18 protein-coding genes are annotated in these 14,410 nt (G+C 63.6%); 16 read left to right on the top strand and 2 right to left on the bottom strand.

Annotated elements, in window-relative coordinates; translation table 11 throughout:
- Nucleotides 1-3: 3 nt before the first annotated feature.
- From narI to MA09_RS05815, 10 genes are all read left to right on the top strand, one after another.
- On the top strand, nucleotides 4-687 hold the full coding sequence (gene narI, locus MA09_RS05860; RefSeq protein ID WP_036246147.1) for a respiratory nitrate reductase subunit gamma: 684 nt from the start codon (nucleotides 4-6) through the stop codon (nucleotides 685-687).
- Between the two features lie 10 nt (nucleotides 688-697).
- Nucleotides 698-1,444 carry a peptidylprolyl isomerase gene (locus tag MA09_RS05855; protein ID WP_036246145.1) on the top strand — a complete coding sequence of 249 codons (747 nt, stop codon included), beginning with the start codon at nucleotides 698-700 and terminating at the stop codon, nucleotides 1,442-1,444.
- Nucleotides 1,445-1,448: 4 nt separating this feature from the next.
- On the top strand, nucleotides 1,449-2,075 hold the full coding sequence (locus MA09_RS05850) for a YitT family protein (RefSeq protein ID WP_036246143.1): 627 nt from the start codon (nucleotides 1,449-1,451) through the stop codon (nucleotides 2,073-2,075).
- 44 nt (nucleotides 2,076-2,119) lie between these two features.
- Nucleotides 2,120-2,524, top strand: coding sequence for a hypothetical protein (locus MA09_RS05845; RefSeq protein ID WP_036246140.1), 405 nt, complete (start codon nucleotides 2,120-2,122; stop codon nucleotides 2,522-2,524).
- A gap of 158 nt (nucleotides 2,525-2,682) precedes the next feature.
- Nucleotides 2,683-3,729: a peptidase U32 family protein gene (locus MA09_RS05840; RefSeq protein ID WP_036246138.1), complete on the top strand. Its 1,047-nt coding sequence runs from the start codon at nucleotides 2,683-2,685 to the stop codon at nucleotides 3,727-3,729.
- A gap of 16 nt (nucleotides 3,730-3,745) precedes the next feature.
- Nucleotides 3,746-4,633, top strand: a complete 888-nt coding sequence (locus MA09_RS05835) for a U32 family peptidase (protein ID WP_036246135.1) — start codon at nucleotides 3,746-3,748, stop codon at nucleotides 4,631-4,633.
- A gap of 26 nt (nucleotides 4,634-4,659) precedes the next feature.
- A complete protein-coding gene (locus MA09_RS05830; protein WP_051933204.1) occupies nucleotides 4,660-5,145 on the top strand; it encodes an SCP2 domain-containing protein in 486 nt (161 codons plus the stop codon).
- Nucleotides 5,132-5,584, top strand: coding sequence for a putative zinc-binding protein (locus MA09_RS05825; protein ID WP_036246133.1), 453 nt, complete (start codon nucleotides 5,132-5,134; stop codon nucleotides 5,582-5,584). Before MA09_RS05830 ends, MA09_RS05825 begins: the two co-directional genes overlap by 14 nt.
- Before the next feature lie 96 nt (nucleotides 5,585-5,680).
- The gene (locus MA09_RS05820) at nucleotides 5,681-8,179 is read left to right on the top strand and encodes an adenosylcobalamin-dependent ribonucleoside-diphosphate reductase (protein WP_051933203.1); all 2,499 of its coding nucleotides are present in this window, start codon (nucleotides 5,681-5,683) and stop codon (nucleotides 8,177-8,179) included.
- Between the two features lie 102 nt (nucleotides 8,180-8,281).
- On the top strand, nucleotides 8,282-8,533 hold the full coding sequence (locus MA09_RS05815) for a cation transporter (RefSeq protein ID WP_036246131.1): 252 nt from the start codon (nucleotides 8,282-8,284) through the stop codon (nucleotides 8,531-8,533).
- Nucleotides 8,534-8,562: 29 nt separating this feature from the next.
- Here MA09_RS05815 and MA09_RS05810 read toward each other — a convergent pair whose 3' ends face one another.
- Nucleotides 8,563-9,165: a nitroreductase family protein gene (locus MA09_RS05810; protein WP_036246130.1), complete on the bottom strand. Its 603-nt coding sequence runs from the start codon at nucleotides 9,163-9,165 to the stop codon at nucleotides 8,563-8,565.
- Between the two features lie 215 nt (nucleotides 9,166-9,380).
- Here MA09_RS05810 and MA09_RS05805 point away from each other — a divergent pair, with 215 nt between their 5' ends.
- The 6 genes from MA09_RS05805 (at nucleotide 9,381) to modC (ending at nucleotide 13,150) form a co-directional block, all read left to right on the top strand.
- On the top strand, nucleotides 9,381-9,767 hold the full coding sequence (locus MA09_RS05805; protein ID WP_036246128.1) for a SirB2 family protein: 387 nt from the start codon (nucleotides 9,381-9,383) through the stop codon (nucleotides 9,765-9,767).
- Nucleotides 9,768-9,834: 67 nt separating this feature from the next.
- Nucleotides 9,835-10,092: a molybdopterin converting factor subunit 1 gene (moaD, locus tag MA09_RS05800; protein WP_036246127.1), complete on the top strand. Its 258-nt coding sequence runs from the start codon at nucleotides 9,835-9,837 to the stop codon at nucleotides 10,090-10,092.
- Nucleotide 10,093: 1 nt separating this feature from the next.
- Nucleotides 10,094-10,552, top strand: coding sequence for a molybdenum cofactor biosynthesis protein MoaE (locus MA09_RS05795; protein WP_036246125.1), 459 nt, complete (start codon nucleotides 10,094-10,096; stop codon nucleotides 10,550-10,552).
- Nucleotides 10,553-10,595: 43 nt separating this feature from the next.
- Nucleotides 10,596-11,351, top strand: coding sequence for a molybdate ABC transporter substrate-binding protein (gene modA / locus MA09_RS05790; protein WP_036246124.1), 756 nt, complete (start codon nucleotides 10,596-10,598; stop codon nucleotides 11,349-11,351).
- A 3-nt stretch (nucleotides 11,352-11,354) separates the two neighbouring features.
- Nucleotides 11,355-12,050 carry a molybdate ABC transporter permease subunit gene (gene modB, locus MA09_RS05785; protein WP_036246122.1) on the top strand — a complete coding sequence of 232 codons (696 nt, stop codon included), beginning with the start codon at nucleotides 11,355-11,357 and terminating at the stop codon, nucleotides 12,048-12,050.
- A complete protein-coding gene (gene modC, locus MA09_RS05780; RefSeq protein ID WP_036246121.1) occupies nucleotides 12,047-13,150 on the top strand; it encodes a molybdenum ABC transporter ATP-binding protein in 1,104 nt (367 codons plus the stop codon). Before modB ends, modC begins: the two co-directional genes overlap by 4 nt.
- 33 nt (nucleotides 13,151-13,183) lie before the next feature.
- Here modC and moaC read toward each other — a convergent pair whose 3' ends face one another.
- Complete coding sequence (moaC, locus tag MA09_RS05775) at nucleotides 13,184-13,696, bottom strand: cyclic pyranopterin monophosphate synthase MoaC (RefSeq protein ID WP_036246120.1); 513 nt, start codon at nucleotides 13,694-13,696, stop codon at nucleotides 13,184-13,186.
- Between the last annotated feature and the right edge of the window lie 714 nt (nucleotides 13,697-14,410).

Below are 14,410 nucleotides of genomic sequence, written 5' to 3'. Positions count from 1 at the left end.
ATCATGAACTACCTGCACCAATTCACCTTCGGGATCTATCCCTACATCGCGCTCGCCATCTTCCTCCTCGGCATCCTGACCCGCGTCGACCGCGAGCACTACACCTGGAAGTCCGAGTCCACCCAGGTGCTGCACCGCGGCAGCCTGCGCTGGGGCAGCCCCCTGTTCCACGTCGGTATCATCGGCCTGTTCTTCGGCCACGCAGTCGGCCTGCTGACTCCCGTCTGGGTCTGGGACACCCTCGGCGTGCCGCACGGCGCCAAGCAGCTGTTCGCGATGGTCGCGGGCGGCATCATGGGCACCCTGTGCCTGGTCGGCATCCTGATGCTGCTGGCACGCCGCATCGCCAACGACCGCCTGCGCCGCGCCACCACCTTCAAGGACAAGATCGTCCTGCTGTGGATCCTCGGCACCCTGCTGCTGGGCCTGTCGTCGATTTTTGTCTCTGCCGGCCACATGGACGGCCACATGATGGTGCTCCTGATGACCTGGGCCCAGCACATCGTCACCTTCCGTGGCGACGCCGCCGGCTTCATCATCGATGCGCCGCTGGTGTTCAAGCTGCACCTGTTCATGGGCATCTCGCTGTTCGTCATCTTCCCGTTCACCCGCCTGGTGCACGTGTGGAGCGGCTTCGGCGCCGTCACTTACCTGGGCCGCGCATTCCAGCTGGTCCGTCCTCGCTAAAGGAAGCATCATGGGACTCTCCGTCAACGGCGTCGACATCGACGACAGCGTCATCGAACGCGAACTGCCGCACCACCAGCACGCGGCCAATCCGCTCAAGGAAGCGGTGCACGAGGTCGTGCTGCGCACCCTGCTGCTGCAGGAAGCCGCGCGCCTGAACATCGAGGGCACGGATGATGACGAGCGCGTCGAAGCCCTCCTGGCGCGCGAAGTGCGGGTGCCGGAAGCCAACGAAGCTGCCTGCGCCCAGTTCTACCGCAACCATCCGCAGCGCTTCACGAACGGCGAGATGGCCGAGGCGCGCCACATCCTGTTCCAGGTCACGCAGAGCGTGCCGCTGGAACTGGTGCGCGACACGGCGGAAGGGATACTCGATGCCTTGCGCGCCGCGCCCGAGCGTTTCGACGAACTGGCGCGCCAGTACTCGAACTGCCCGTCCGGCGCGGTCGGCGGCAACCTCGGCCAGCTGTCGCGCGGCAAATGCGTGCCCGAGTTCGACAAGCTCCTGTTCCGCCTCGGCGAGGGCCAGTTGGCCGAACGCCTGCTCGAGACCCGCTTCGGCCTGCATATCGTCCAGGTACTGCGCAAGGTGGAAGGCCGCCTGCTTCCCTTCGAGGCGGTGCGCGCCCAGATCGCCGACTACCTCGCGACCTCGGCCTGGCAACGCGGGGTGCACCAGTACCTGCAACTGCTGGTGGGGCGGGCCGACATCACCGGCGTGACGCTGGAAGGTGCCGACACGCCGCTGGTGCAGTAAGGCGATGGCCGGCACAGGACAGCCCATCGGCGCGGGCAGCGTCCCGCACTCGGTGCTGGACGACCTGCAGGCACTGGTCGGCGGCACCATGCTGGTCTCGCTCGGCGTCACCCTGATGAGCAGCGCAGGCCTGGTCACCGGCGGCGTCGCCGGACTGTGCCTGCTGCTCCACTACGCCACCGGCATCGCCTTCGGCAAGATCTTCTTTGTGCTGAGCCTGCCCTTCTATGCGTTCGCCCTGCGCAAGCTGGGCTGGCGTTTCACCCTCAAGACGCTTGGCGCGGTGCTGCTGTTCTCGCTGAGCACCGAGATGCTGCCGGGCGCTCTGCAGCTGGCCCGGGTGCATCCTCTCTACGCCGCCCTGATGGGCGGTATCCTGGTCGGGGTGGGCCTCTTGATGCTGTTCCGCCATCGCGCCAGTCTGGGCGGCTTCAACATCCTCTGCATTTACTTGCAGGAGCGCTTCGGCTGGCGGGCCGGCCTGGTGCAGCTCGCAATCGACGCGCTCATCCTGCTGGCCTCGCTCGCACTGCTCCCCCCATCGGCCTGGCTGCTTTCGCTGGCTGGCACCGCGGTGCTCAACCTGACACTGGCGATCAACCACCGTCCCGGGCGCTATCTCGCGCATTGATCCGGCCCGGCATGGCAGACTGGTGTTTTTTACGATCTCATATCATGCAACTCAACGACTTTTCCGATTTCCTTGCTGCAGCCCGCGCGCAGGACGAGCCGCAGCAGCTGCTGTTCGTGTTCGCTGCGGCCGAGCTGCCGCAAACGCATTCTCCCGGGCAGAAGAAACGCTTCGATGCCGGCCGCGGCGGTGCGCTGACACCCGTGATGTGCGTCGACAAGACGCCTGCCGAGCTGGCCAGCTTCGCGTCCCTGGCCGAGGAGTCGCGCCGCACGGGCCAGCCATGGGACATGGTGTTCGTGGCGGCCCTGCCGGGCCGCGACGGCCAGCCGCCGGCCGGCCAGGATGTCGAACGCGCCTTGAAGATGATGATCGACGCCGTGCACCGTGGCGCCATCGATCGCTTCGTGGCTTTCGATCCGGACGGGCAGCCGGTGCGTTTTCTCTAGCAGCTCCTTGCCCGGTACTTAAACCAGTTTAAGGACGGCGAGGTACCCCCTCGCTATAGTCGTGACATGGGAAGACGGACGTTTTCCCGGAGCGCCGGCGCGATGCCGGCACCGATCGACAGCACGGCCCCTGGCCGGCATTACTCGTCTCGCTATCCATGTCATTTACCCTATCCGATGAAAGCCGCGCGGCATCGGCGCGCGCGCCGGTCGAACTCGTCTGTCCTGCCGGCAGCCTCCCCGCGCTCAAGGCCGCAGTGGACAATGGTGCCGATTGCGTCTACCTCGGCTTTCGCGACGCCACCAATGCGCGCAACTTCGCGGGCCTGAACTTCGGCGATGCGTCCATCGCCGATGGCATCCAGTATGCCCACCGGCGCGGCCGCAAGGTTTTCCTGGCACTGAACACCTACCCGCAGGCCGGCGCCTGGGATACCTGGCGCCAGGCCATCGACCGTGCGGCACTGGCAGGAATCGATGCCGTGATCCTGGCCGACCCCGGGCTGATGGAATATGCGGCCCGCGTGCATCCTGAACTGCGCCTGCACCTGTCGGTACAGGGCTCGGCCACGAACGTGGAAGCGATCAATTTTTATCACCGCCATTTCGGAATCGCACGCGCAGTGCTGCCGCGTGTGCTCTCGCTCGCGCAGGTAGAACAGGTGATCGGCAACACCCCGGTCGAGATCGAAGTGTTCGGCTTCGGCAGCCTGTGCGTCATGGTGGAGGGGCGCTGCCAGTTGTCGTCCTACGCGACCGGGGAGTCGCCGAATACCCACGGGGTGTGCTCGCCTGCCAAGGCGGTACGCTGGCAGCCTACGCCGGCCGGCCTCGAGGCCCGTCTGAACGAGGTACTGATCGACCGCTACGACCCGTCCGAGCACGCCGGCTACCCGACGCTGTGCAAGGGCCGCTTCGACGTGGGCGGCGATATTTACTATGCGGTCGAGGAACCGACCAGCCTGAATACCCTGGAGATCCTGCCGAAGCTGATCAAGCTGGGCGCGCGCGCCATCAAGATCGAGGGCCGGCAGCGCAGCCCGGCCTACGTTGCGCAGGTGACGCGCGTCTGGCGCGACGCCATCGACCTGTGTACGTCCGAACGACAGCGCTATTCCGTTCGGCCGGCCTGGATGGCCGAACTCGACAAGGTGGCGGAGGGCCAGCAGCACACGCTGGGTGCCTATCACCGTCCCTGGAAATGAATCATCCGGAGTCCCCATGAAGATTTCCCTCGGTCCCATCCAATACTACTGGCCGCGCGACACCGTCTTCGCCTTCTACGAGGCGATGGCGGCAGCTCCGGTCGACATCGTTTATCTCGGTGAAGCCGTCTGCTCGCGCCGGCACGAACTACGCCTGAGCGACTGGCTGGCGCTGGCCGCCATGCTGGAGCAGGCCGGCAAGCAGGTCGTGCTGTCGACCCAGGTCCTGATCGAATCGAGCTCGGACCTCGGCACTCTGCGCCGGATCGCCGGCAATGGCCGCTACCTGGTCGAAGCGAACGACTTCGGCGCCGTGCATTGCATGAACGGACTTCCCTTCGTCGCCGGACCTCACCTGAACCTGTACAGCGCGCCGTCGCTGGCGATCCTGGCCAAGGCCGGCGCCATCCGCTGGGTCATGCCCCTGGAGATGTCGCGCGCCGGCCTGGCGGCCCTGCTTGGAGAGAAACCACCTGCATTGCAAACGGAAGTATTCGCCTACGGCCGCCTGCCGCTGGCGTTCTCGGCGCGCTGCTTCACGGCGCGCCACCGCAACCTTCCCAAGGACGACTGCCGCTTCAGCTGCATCGAGCATCCCGACGGCCTGCTCATGGAAACGCGCGAGAAACAGCCCTTCCTGATCCTGAACGGAATCCAGACCCAGTCGGCCCTGGTCTACAACCTGCTCGACCAGTTCGACGCCATGCGCGCCATGGGCGTGGACGTGGTGCGCCTGAGTCCCCAGTCAGCGCACATGATCGATGTCGTCGCCCTGTCGCGTGCAGTACTGGAAGGCAGCCTGAGCGGGAGCGCCGCTGCGGCGCACATGGCACGCCTGATGCCGGCGGCGGCCTGCGACGGCTTCTGGCACGGCAGGCCCGGGCTTGACAAACAGGCCGCATGAGCGCGGCCGGAACGACGAGGATATCCATGCACCATTCACCACGACACCTGCCGGCGCCTGCCGGCCGCTTGCTGTCCCTGCTGCCCGCGTATCCGGGTTCATACCTGTTCGCGGCGGCGCTCAACCGGGTATTGGCCCGGCACTTGCCGGACGACGTGCGCACCGGACTCACCGGCAAGCGCCTGCGCCTGCGCGCACTGGACGCGGGGATTGCCTTCGACTTCCGCTGGAACGGGCGAGCCTTCTCGGCCACGAGACGATCCGAAATTGCCGACCTCAGCATCAGCGCCAGCATGCGCGACTTCGCATTGCTTGCCGCACGCAGGGAAGATCCCGATACGCTGTTCTTCAGCCGCCGGCTCCTCATGGAAGGCGATACCGAACTGGGCCTGCTGGTGAAGAACACCCTCGACGCGATCGAGCAGCCGCTGTTTTCGCTGGACGGTCTGTTGCCGCGCCGCCCGGTCCCAGTCCGTCCGTCACCCCGGGGAGACACGCATGCCCAAGGATAAGTCCACGTTCCCGCTCGTGTATTCATGCTCGGGCTGTTCCAGCGCCGCACAGATGGCCAATCACATTGCCCTTGCACTCGACCGCCTCGGAACGGCCGAGATGTCGTGTATCGCCGGAGTCGGTGGCGACGTGCCATCGCTGGTGAGGCTCGCCAGGTCCGGGCGGCCGGTGGCGGTGATCGACGGCTGCCCACTGCTTTGCGCAAGAAGCTGCCTGGCGCGCCACGGTGTCGATCCCGACATGCACTGGCAGCTGGGCGAGCACGGCGTCAGGAAGCGTTACCACGCCGGCTTCGATCCGGAACAGGCTGAAGCGATGGTAGCCCGCGTTGCGGGAGAACTGGAAAAACTGGACCGCAAGCGCGGTCCCGCCCCCGCCGCTGCACCGGTGTGCGCAGCCGGGGCTGATAGCGGCGCCCGGGCTCCCGCCCTTTCTTAAACCAGTTTAAGGCAGCCTCGTGGCTTTGCGCGGATAGTTGACGGCGTTCTAGATCAACCAACCGGATCCCATGCGGATCCCTCTATCCCGAGAACCATGAACGCCAATGACCACATGTTCGCAGCAACCATGCCTCCCCAGGAGGTGTCGGTCGACGTACTGCGCGAGAAGTACGCAAAAGGACCCGAAACCAGCATCGACGAGGTGCGCGCGCGTGTTGCGCGTGCGCTGGCAGGCCACGAGGCCGAGTCCTTGCGCGAGGAGATGGAACAGCGCTTCCTCTGGGCCCAGCAGCATGGTTTCGTCCCTGCTGGCCGCATCAATTCGGCGGCGGGCCTGGGGATCAAGGCCACGCTGATGAACTGCTTCGTGCAGCCGGTGGGGGACTCGATCACCGGCAGCCACGACGGCTTGCCCGGCATCTACACCGCCGTGGCGGAAGCGGCCGAAACCATGCGGCGCGGCGGCGGTGTCGGCTACGACTTCAGCCCGATCCGTCCGGCCGGCAGCGTCGTGCGCGGCACCCGTTCCCGCGCTTCCGGACCGGTCTCGTACATGGAGGTGTTCGACGCCTCATGCCGCACCGTCGAGTCGGCGGGCGCACGGCGCGGTGCCCAGATGGGCGTGCTGCGCATCGACCATCCCGACGTCGAACGCTTCATCGCCGCCAAGGACGGCGGCGCGTTCAGCAATTTCAACCTGTCCGTCGGCGTGACGGACGAATTCATGGCGGCGGTCCTCGGCGACGGCGAGATCGAACTGCGCCACCAGGCCGAACCCGGCCCCGACGCGATGGCCGACGGCGCCTGCCAGCGCGACGACGGCCTGTGGGTGTACCGACGGGTGCGCGCCCGCGACCTGTGGGACAAGGTAATGCGCTCGACCTACGATCATGCGGAGCCGGGCGTCCTGTTCATCGACCGCATGAACGCGGAGAACAACCTGTACTACCTCGAACGCCTGGCGGCCACCAATCCATGCGGCGAGCAGCCCTTGCCGCCCTACGGATGCTGCGACCTCGGCTCGCTGAACCTGACACGGTATGTGTGCCACCCATTCTCCCCCGATGCGCGCTTCGACTTCGATACCATGCGCGAGGTCGCCGCGATCGGCGTGCGCATGCTCGACCTGGCGCTCGATGCAACCCAGTGGCCGCTGCCGCAACAGGCCGCCGAGGGCCGTGACAAGCGGCGGGTGGGGCTGGGATTCATGGGACTGGGCAGCGCACTGGTCATGCTCGGGATACGCTACGACAGCGACGACGGCCGCGAGATGGCGGCCCGTATCGCCCGCGAGCTGCGCGACGCAGCCTATGCCGCGTCGATCGCGCTGGCCCAGGAAAAGGGCCCGTTCCCCCTGTTCGATGCGCAGCGCTACCTGGGCGGGCAATTCGTGCAACGCCTGCCTGATGCCTTGCGCGCAGAGATCGCCCTCCACGGGATCCGCAACTCGCACCTGCTGTCGATCGCGCCGACAGGAACGATCTCCCTGGCCTTCGCCGACAATGCCTCGAACGGTATCGAGCCGGCCTTTTCGTGGGTCTACCACCGCAAGAAGCGCATGCCGGACGACACGACCCGCACGTACGAGGTCGCGGACCATGCCTGGCGCCTTTACCGCCACCTGGGCCACGATGTCGGCGAAGGCTTTTTGCCACGGCAGTTCGTGACGGCGCTGGAGATGTCTGCGCACGACCATCTGCGCATGATGGAGGCGGTGCAGCCCTATATCGACACCGCGATTTCCAAGACCGTCAACGTGCCGGCCGATTATCCATACGCCGAATTCAAGGACCTGTACACCGAAGCCTGGCGGGCCGGCCTCAAGGGCCTGGCCACCTACCGGCCGAATAGCGTCACCGGCAGCGTCCTGAGCGTCGCGCCGGGGCCCTCCGCTCCCGCCCCCTCCTCCGTCCCGCCCAACCCGGCCGAGACGGATCCGCTGCGCAGGCGCTTCGAAAGCCGCCCGATCGGCGAGCTCGATTCGGTCACTTCCAAGGTGGAGTACAGCACCCAGGAAGGCAAGAAAGCGGTCTACCTCACGATCAGCTTCATCCGTGTCGACGGGGTGCTCGACGGGCGCGAGGTGAGGATCGAACGCCCCTTCGAGTTCTTCATGCCGGCCAACCAGCGCAGCGACGGCCAGCAATGGATCACTTCGACCATGCGCCTGCTGTCGATGGCAGCGCGGGCCGGAAGTTCGATTGCGAAGGCGCTCGGCGACATGCGCGAGGTGGTATGGGAAAAAGGACCCGTGCGCTGCGGCTTCCTCACACGCGAGGATGGTGTCCAGGTGCCGGTGTACCACGATTCGGAGGTGGCCGCGATCGCCTTCATGCTGCAGCGGATCCTGATCGGGCGTGGCTTCCTTGACGGCTACGGCAACCAGGTGCCGGTCCTGGAACTGGACCGCCTGCTGAGGCTGCGCAGTGCCGGACACGCCAGCCCGGAGGGGGTGCTTGCCACGGCAACCGGCATGGCCGCCGCACCTGCGCGTCCGGCTGAAAAATGCCCCGAGTGCGGCGCACGTGCCTTGCAGAAGGTCGACGGCTGCGCACGCTGCGCCGAGTGCCATTACATCGGCGGCTGCGGCTGACGACGGAGGAGCGCAATGCGCAAAACGTGAACTGCTTTAAGGAAGCCGTCGCACGGCACGGATACGATGGAATACACCTGATATCAATCCCAAGGAGCAAACATGGAACATTCTCTTCAACTGAACGCAGTACTCGACCAATCCAGCGTCGACAAAATGCTCGGCGTGCTACGGACGATGCCTGGCATCCGCACCGTCGAAATCGCTGCGGGCAGCAGCCGGGTCGAGCTGCGCTACGATGACGACCTGACCTCGCCCCAGGAAATCGACACCACCATTTCGCGCTCCGGTTTTCCCTTGCTGCGGCGTCCCGCCCGGTCCGGGGGCTGCTGTGGGTCGTGCGGCGGTGTGTAGAGACCGTCTTGCCGCACCCTGTCGCATACTCAGAGTACCGTCAGGTATTGTCCGGGCTGCGGCCGCGGGCGCGGAGCCTTGAGCCGCTCGGCGGTGCCGAAACCAATGAAGCACACGGCCTGCTCGCCCGACTCGAGTCCCAGCAGGCGACGCATGCTGGAACCCGCCAGCGACGCGCCGCTGGCCAAGCCGCTTGAAATGCCAAGCGCCTGGGCCGCGGTCAGCATGTTCTGGAGCGCGCACCCCAGTGAAACCAGGCGTTCCGCCGGCGGCACATCCGTCAGGACCGGATCGTCGCGCAGGATCGCGACCAGCAGGCAGGGTGCATGAAACGCCTTGTCGTAGGCTACCTTGCGGGCCGGTTCGTCGGCGGCAGGTTCGCGCTCTGCGAGCGCGTCCACGAACGCCGATCCCAGTTCACCGCGCTTATGTGCCGGAATCATGATGAGGCGCCACGAGCGCTGCTTCGCATGATCAGGCGCATGCCCGGCCGCTTCGCAAATGCGCAGCAAGCTCTCTTCGTCGGGACCGGGCGCCACCAGGCGGCGCAGCGAGGTGTTGCGGCGTGCTGCCAGAACCGACCACAATTCCTCAGTAAACGATCGAAGCGCTAAATCAGTTGAGACTTCCATGATGACCTCTGTTGCCTGGGCTCGGCCGGGTGGTGGCCGCCATGCGGGCAATGCGCCACGCCGGCATGCCCATTGTCGCACGCGTCGATCACGTGCGAACTCGACCATTCGGCCTGGGTCATAGCTCGGAATGACTAGACCGAAGTAAGCCGTCATGCCGACAGCCACGCGCCAGCGAGACCACTAGAATTTCGCTGTGACAGAAAGTGCTGCTCATGGACTATTTACTGCTGAAACATTTCCACATGACCTGCGTGGCGCTCTCCGGAGGGTTCTTCCTGCTCAGGGGCACATGGATGCTGGCTGGCTCAGGCCTTCTGCAACGCCGCTGGGTGAAGACACTGCCGCATGTCGTCGATGCTTTCCTGCTCGCCTCGGCGTTCGGCCTGGCTGCATGGTCGCATCAATATCCGGGTCAAGCACCGTGGGTAACAGCGAAAGTGAGTGCCCTTGTCGCTTATGTCCTGCTCGGCACGATTGCCCTGAAGCGCGGTAAAACCCTCGGCGTGCGCGCCATTGCGTTGGCAGGGGCGCTACTCACCTTCGTTTACATCGTCGCCGTTGCCGCCACGAAGAACCCGCTTCCGTTCCTGCCGACCTAGCGCAAGGACTGGGGCAAAACAGTATCAATCCGCTCCATCGATTTCCTTCGATTCTCACCTGACAACCATGCAAATCAAACTGCGACTCTTCGCTGGCCTGCGCGAAACACTTGGGGTCTCTTTCGAGAACCTGACGCTGCCAGACAACATCCGTACTGCCCAGGACGTGCTGCAGACGCTGCGTGCACGTGGCGGCGCCTGGGCCGAAGCCCTGTCCGACGCAAGCGCGTTTCGCGTAGCGGTCGACCAGACCATGGGCAGCATCGACAGCCCCGTGCGCGATGGCGCAGAGCTTGCGTTCTTCCCCCCTGTGACGGGAGGCTAGCATGCAGGTACGCGTACAGCGCGAGGACTTTGATCTGTCTACCGAAATCGCGGAGTTGCGGGCGGGCCAGCGGGACATCGGGGCCGTGCTTGCGTTCGTCGGCACGGTACGCGAAATGAACGGCGCGGGCGCTGTGTCGCACATGGAGCTCGAGCACTATCCAGGCATGACAGAGGCGGCACTCAAGGCCATTGCCATTGAAGCCAGCCAGCGCTGGTCGATCACCGACATCCTGGTCATCCATCGAATCGGCAGCTTGCAAGCTTGCGACCAGATCGTGCTCACGGCCGTTGCAGCACGGCACCGCGGCGAGGCGTTTGCGGCGTGCGAGTTCGTGATGGACTACCTCAAGACCAAGGCGCCTTTCTGGAAAAAGGAAACGACGGAGCGAGGTGCGCAATGGGTGGAAGCACGGGCCTCCGACGAGGCCAGCCTGGCGAAGTGGCACACGACCGCTTAGCCTTGCCACAAGAGCATGGTGCAGCTGTCACCAAGAGGAACCGATGAAAAACATATTTGCAACGCTGCTGTTGGCACAGGCATGCGTCACCATGGCTACCCCCGCTTGCGCCGCTGAGGTGCACGTGGCGGTCGCTTCGAATTTCTCCGCGCCCATGAAGGAGATTGCTGCCGCATTCGAGAAAAAGAGCGGGCACAAGACAATCCTTGCCTTCGGTGCTACCGGAAAGTTCTACGCACAGGTCAGGAATGGCGCACCGTACGGGCTCCTGGTGTCGGCTGACGCTGCGACCCCCGCCAGACTCGTGTCGGAAGGCCTCGCTGTGCCCGGCACCGCGTTTACCTATGCTACCGGACGGCTGGTGTTATGGTCGGCCCAGAGCTCATTCGTCGATGGGCAGGGCGCCGTGCTCAGGAACGGTGCGTTTGCGCATCTCGCCATTGCCAATCCAAGGACGGCGCCATACGGTGCAGCGGCCGTTGGCGCACTTGAAAAACTCCGGCTTCTCGGCGGTTTGAAGAACAAGCTGGTTCAGGGGGAAAACATCGCCCAGACCTACCAATTCGTCAAGACCGGCAACGCGGCGCTGGGATTCGTTGCGATGTCCGACGTCTACCGCGGAGGCAAATTTGTCGGTGGATCGGCCTGGGTCGTGCCCGCCGATCTCCATGCGCCGATCCGTCAGGACGCTGTCGTCCTTGCCAGAGGCGCCAGCAACCCGGCAGCCCGGGAACTGGCGGCGTATCTGCAATCCGACGAAGTGCGCCAGATCATCCGCTTCTACGGCTACGAGCGATGACGCATGGAAAACATCGACCGATTTGCCGGTGACATCGCCGCCGTCTGGCTGACCGTAAAACTCGCGACAGTGGTCACCTTCCTTCTGCTGCTGATAGCCACGCCGCTTGCATGGTGGCTTGCGCGGACCCAATCGCGCCTGAAGCCGGTCGTCGGGGCCCTGGTTGCACTACCGATCGTCCTCCCGCCCACTGTGCTCGGCTTCTACATGTTGCTTGCGCTTGGTCCGGAGGGCCCGCTCGGACGTATCAGTGCGACGCTCGGGATGGGCATCCACCCCTTCACTTTCGAGGCGCTGGTGCTGGCCTCGGTTCTGTATTCCATGCCGTTTGCTGTACAACCCCTGCAGAATGCGTTCGAAGCGATTGGCAGACGCCCCCTCGAGGTGGCAGCGACGCTGCGCGCGGGCCCTTGGGATAGTTTCTGGACAGTCGTCATGCCACTGGCGCGTCCGGGATTCCTTTCCGCGGCAGTTCTGGGCTTTGCCCATACTGTCGGGGAATTCGGCGTGGTGTTGATGATCGGAGGAAATATTCCGGACAAGACGCGAGTAGTCTCCGTCCAAATTTATGACCATGTCGAAGCCATGGCCTATACACAAGCACACTGGCTTGCTGGAGGTATGCTCGTGTTCAGCTTCATGGTCCTGTTCGCCCTTTACACGCTCTATCCCCAGTCGATACGGAGTCCGCGCTCATGAAAGGCTTACGCGTACAGTTTAATGTTGCGCTACGTACACGCGCAGCCGCGGAGCCGGACGGCTTTGCGCTCGATGTCGACCTCGATCTGCCGCAGGCCGGTATTACCGCCTTGTTCGGGCATTCCGGATCGGGCAAGACGACCTGCCTGCGTGTGATTGCTGGCCTCGAGCGTATCGCCGGCGCCCGCGTGTCCTTCGGTGACGAAGTCTGGCAGGATGACGGGCGCGGTGTGTTCGTCCCGGTACACAAGCGTGCACTCGGCTATGTGTTCCAGGAAGCCAGCCTGTTCGACCACCTGACGGTGCGCGGCAATCTCGAATTCGGGCTGAAGCGGGTTCCCGTGCACGAGCGGCGCTTCACGCCTGAAGCGGTTGCAGAACTGCTCGGCATCGCTGCGCTACTGGAGCAGCGTCCCGCACGCTTGTCCGGCGGAGAACGTCAGCGGGTCGCCATTGCACGCGCCCTGCTGGCATCGCCGCGCATCCTCCTGATGGACGAGCCTTTGGCCGCCCTCGACTTCAGGCGCAAGCGTGAGATTCTTCCTTATCTGGAACGCTTACGCGATGAGTTGTCGATTCCGATCGTCTATGTCAGTCATGCGCCGGATGAGGTAGCGCGACTGGCCGACCATCTGGTACTCCTCGACGAAGGGAAAGTACTGGCATGTGGCCCATTAGGAGAGACACTTGCGCGAGTCGACCTGCCGCCCAATGTGGGCCCCGAGATCGGCGCCGTATTCGATGCTGTGCTAACCGGACACGAAACTGGAGACCTGTCCTGTCTGGCCTTCCCGGGGGGGACACTGACGGTTGGGCGTCGCGCAGAATCGATCGGGAGCCGCCTTCGATGCCGCATCGATGCGCGCGACATCGGTCTGTCGCTGACCGGTCCGCAATCGCCCGGCAGTGCCAATTCCCTTCCAGCAGAGATTACGGCAGTAGCTGCTGCAGAGTCCTCTACGGATGAGGTACTGGTGCAGTTGCGAGTCGGGCCGACACCATTCCTGGCGAGAATCAAAGCCCGACTGTTACGAGAGTTCGGTATCGGGCCAGGCCGACAGGTGTGGGTGCAGATGCAGCACGTAGCATTGCTGTCTTAGACAGGAATTTCCACTACTCTCATCGGTCATCGCCTACGGCGCTGCGGTCCAGTCTCCGGATTTTCCGCCATGTTTTTCCAGCACCCTTACGTTTGTCATCACCATGCCGCGGTCGGCTGCCTTGCACATGTCGTAAATGGTCAATAGCCCAATTTGTACAGCCGTCAACGCTTCCATTTCCACGCCAGTCTTGCCATGAGTTTCAACCCGCGCTCGACAGTTAATACTGTGAGCTGCACGATCGATATCAAAATCGACAGTCACTCTGGTCAAGGCTAGCGGGTGGCATAAGGGAATCAGATCACCCGTGCGCTTCGCCCCCATGATTGCAGCGATGCGGGCAATTCCGATAACGTCTCCCTTTTTTGCAGACCCCTGCTCCACGAGTGCAAGCGTTTCCGGCTTCATGCGAATTGTGCCTTCAGCCAGCGCAATCCGGTGAGTATCGGCTTTCGCACCGACGTCGACCATATGCGCCTGTCCGACAGGATCAAAATGGGTCAGGGGCGAGTCGGAAAGCTCATCAGTCTCATCACGGTGGTTCATATTACGGGTTCCCCCAATGTAGTTCAGCAATAAATTATGGAGCCACGATCGGTTGTAGAGTCGAGAAGAATGCCTCGCAGATAGCTTGGCTGATTCAGACTCCCCGATCATATCGCAACTCCTAAGCCCGAAGATGGAAAATATGGCAGATAAAGCATCAAGTAGACAGAAAACCCGGCGCCTAAGAGAGCGGCTGAGAGTATCGCCAACTGCGTGTTAAACACCGGCATGACTGACGCGGAGAAATATCCCTACAACGCAGCCTGTACTAACGTGAGTATCGTAAGCTTCCCCTTCGCCGACACCGCTGATCGATCGGTCTCGCTAGATACGATACTCGTCAGCATCTTTAACAGGACCGCATTCCAGCGCAAGAATAATAAGGTGCGGAGCCGCACTTTCTCTCACGATCCCTGATTTCACGAGCCACAGCCAAAAATTGCCGCCCACAATAATGGTGCAACAACCGCAAAGCCCGAACCCATCAGATAGAACGGACGGAACCCCGCGTCGAGCCACGAGCGCTGGCTGTTCGCTGTATTGTCCGAAGCGAGGTTATCGCGTATCGTTGACATCGTTTTTCCTGAATGCGGTTGCGCATACATCGTACGGTACATGGACGCATTCGGGCAATCGTTCAAGACGCCTATAATTCGATATGACTAGCCAGCCTCTGTAGTTAGTAGTAGCGTGCGACGATAGGATGGGACGAAT

Source organism: Massilia sp. BSC265 (assembly GCF_000740675.1).
In the GTDB taxonomy this organism is placed as follows: domain Bacteria; phylum Pseudomonadota; class Gammaproteobacteria; order Burkholderiales; family Burkholderiaceae_D; genus Telluria.
Note: the sequence above shows the minus strand (reverse complement) of the source record. Positions and strands in the feature narration are given on the sequence as shown.

What these genes read in the sequence shown, in the direction of transcription:
- modC (WP_036246121.1), top strand. Translation starts at nt 12,047, where the DNA reads ATGAAAGGCTTACGCGTACAGTTTAATGTTGCGCTACGTACACGCGCA.
- MA09_RS05815 (WP_036246131.1), top strand. Translation starts at nt 8,282, where the DNA reads ATGGAACATTCTCTTCAACTGAACGCAGTACTCGACCAATCCAGCGTC.
- MA09_RS05845 (WP_036246140.1), top strand. Translation starts at nt 2,120, where the DNA reads ATGCAACTCAACGACTTTTCCGATTTCCTTGCTGCAGCCCGCGCGCAG.
- narI (WP_036246147.1), top strand. Translation starts at nt 4, where the DNA reads ATGAACTACCTGCACCAATTCACCTTCGGGATCTATCCCTACATCGCG.
- MA09_RS05855 (WP_036246145.1), top strand. Translation starts at nt 698, where the DNA reads ATGGGACTCTCCGTCAACGGCGTCGACATCGACGACAGCGTCATCGAA.
- MA09_RS05810 (WP_036246130.1), bottom strand. Translation starts at nt 9,165, where the DNA reads ATGGAAGTCTCAACTGATTTAGCGCTTCGATCGTTTACTGAGGAATTG.
- MA09_RS05820 (WP_051933203.1), top strand. Translation starts at nt 5,681, where the DNA reads ATGAACGCCAATGACCACATGTTCGCAGCAACCATGCCTCCCCAGGAG.
- modB (WP_036246122.1), top strand. Translation starts at nt 11,355, where the DNA reads ATGGAAAACATCGACCGATTTGCCGGTGACATCGCCGCCGTCTGGCTG.
- MA09_RS05795 (WP_036246125.1), top strand. Translation starts at nt 10,094, where the DNA reads ATGCAGGTACGCGTACAGCGCGAGGACTTTGATCTGTCTACCGAAATC.
- moaC (WP_036246120.1), bottom strand. Translation starts at nt 13,696, where the DNA reads ATGAACCACCGTGATGAGACTGATGAGCTTTCCGACTCGCCCCTGACC.
- modA (WP_036246124.1), top strand. Translation starts at nt 10,596, where the DNA reads ATGAAAAACATATTTGCAACGCTGCTGTTGGCACAGGCATGCGTCACC.
- moaD (WP_036246127.1), top strand. Translation starts at nt 9,835, where the DNA reads ATGCAAATCAAACTGCGACTCTTCGCTGGCCTGCGCGAAACACTTGGG.
- MA09_RS05805 (WP_036246128.1), top strand. Translation starts at nt 9,381, where the DNA reads ATGGACTATTTACTGCTGAAACATTTCCACATGACCTGCGTGGCGCTC.
- MA09_RS05825 (WP_036246133.1), top strand. Translation starts at nt 5,132, where the DNA reads ATGCCCAAGGATAAGTCCACGTTCCCGCTCGTGTATTCATGCTCGGGC.
- MA09_RS05830 (WP_051933204.1), top strand. Translation starts at nt 4,660, where the DNA reads ATGCACCATTCACCACGACACCTGCCGGCGCCTGCCGGCCGCTTGCTG.
- MA09_RS05850 (WP_036246143.1), top strand. Translation starts at nt 1,449, where the DNA reads ATGGCCGGCACAGGACAGCCCATCGGCGCGGGCAGCGTCCCGCACTCG.
- MA09_RS05840 (WP_036246138.1), top strand. Translation starts at nt 2,683, where the DNA reads ATGTCATTTACCCTATCCGATGAAAGCCGCGCGGCATCGGCGCGCGCG.
- MA09_RS05835 (WP_036246135.1), top strand. Translation starts at nt 3,746, where the DNA reads ATGAAGATTTCCCTCGGTCCCATCCAATACTACTGGCCGCGCGACACC.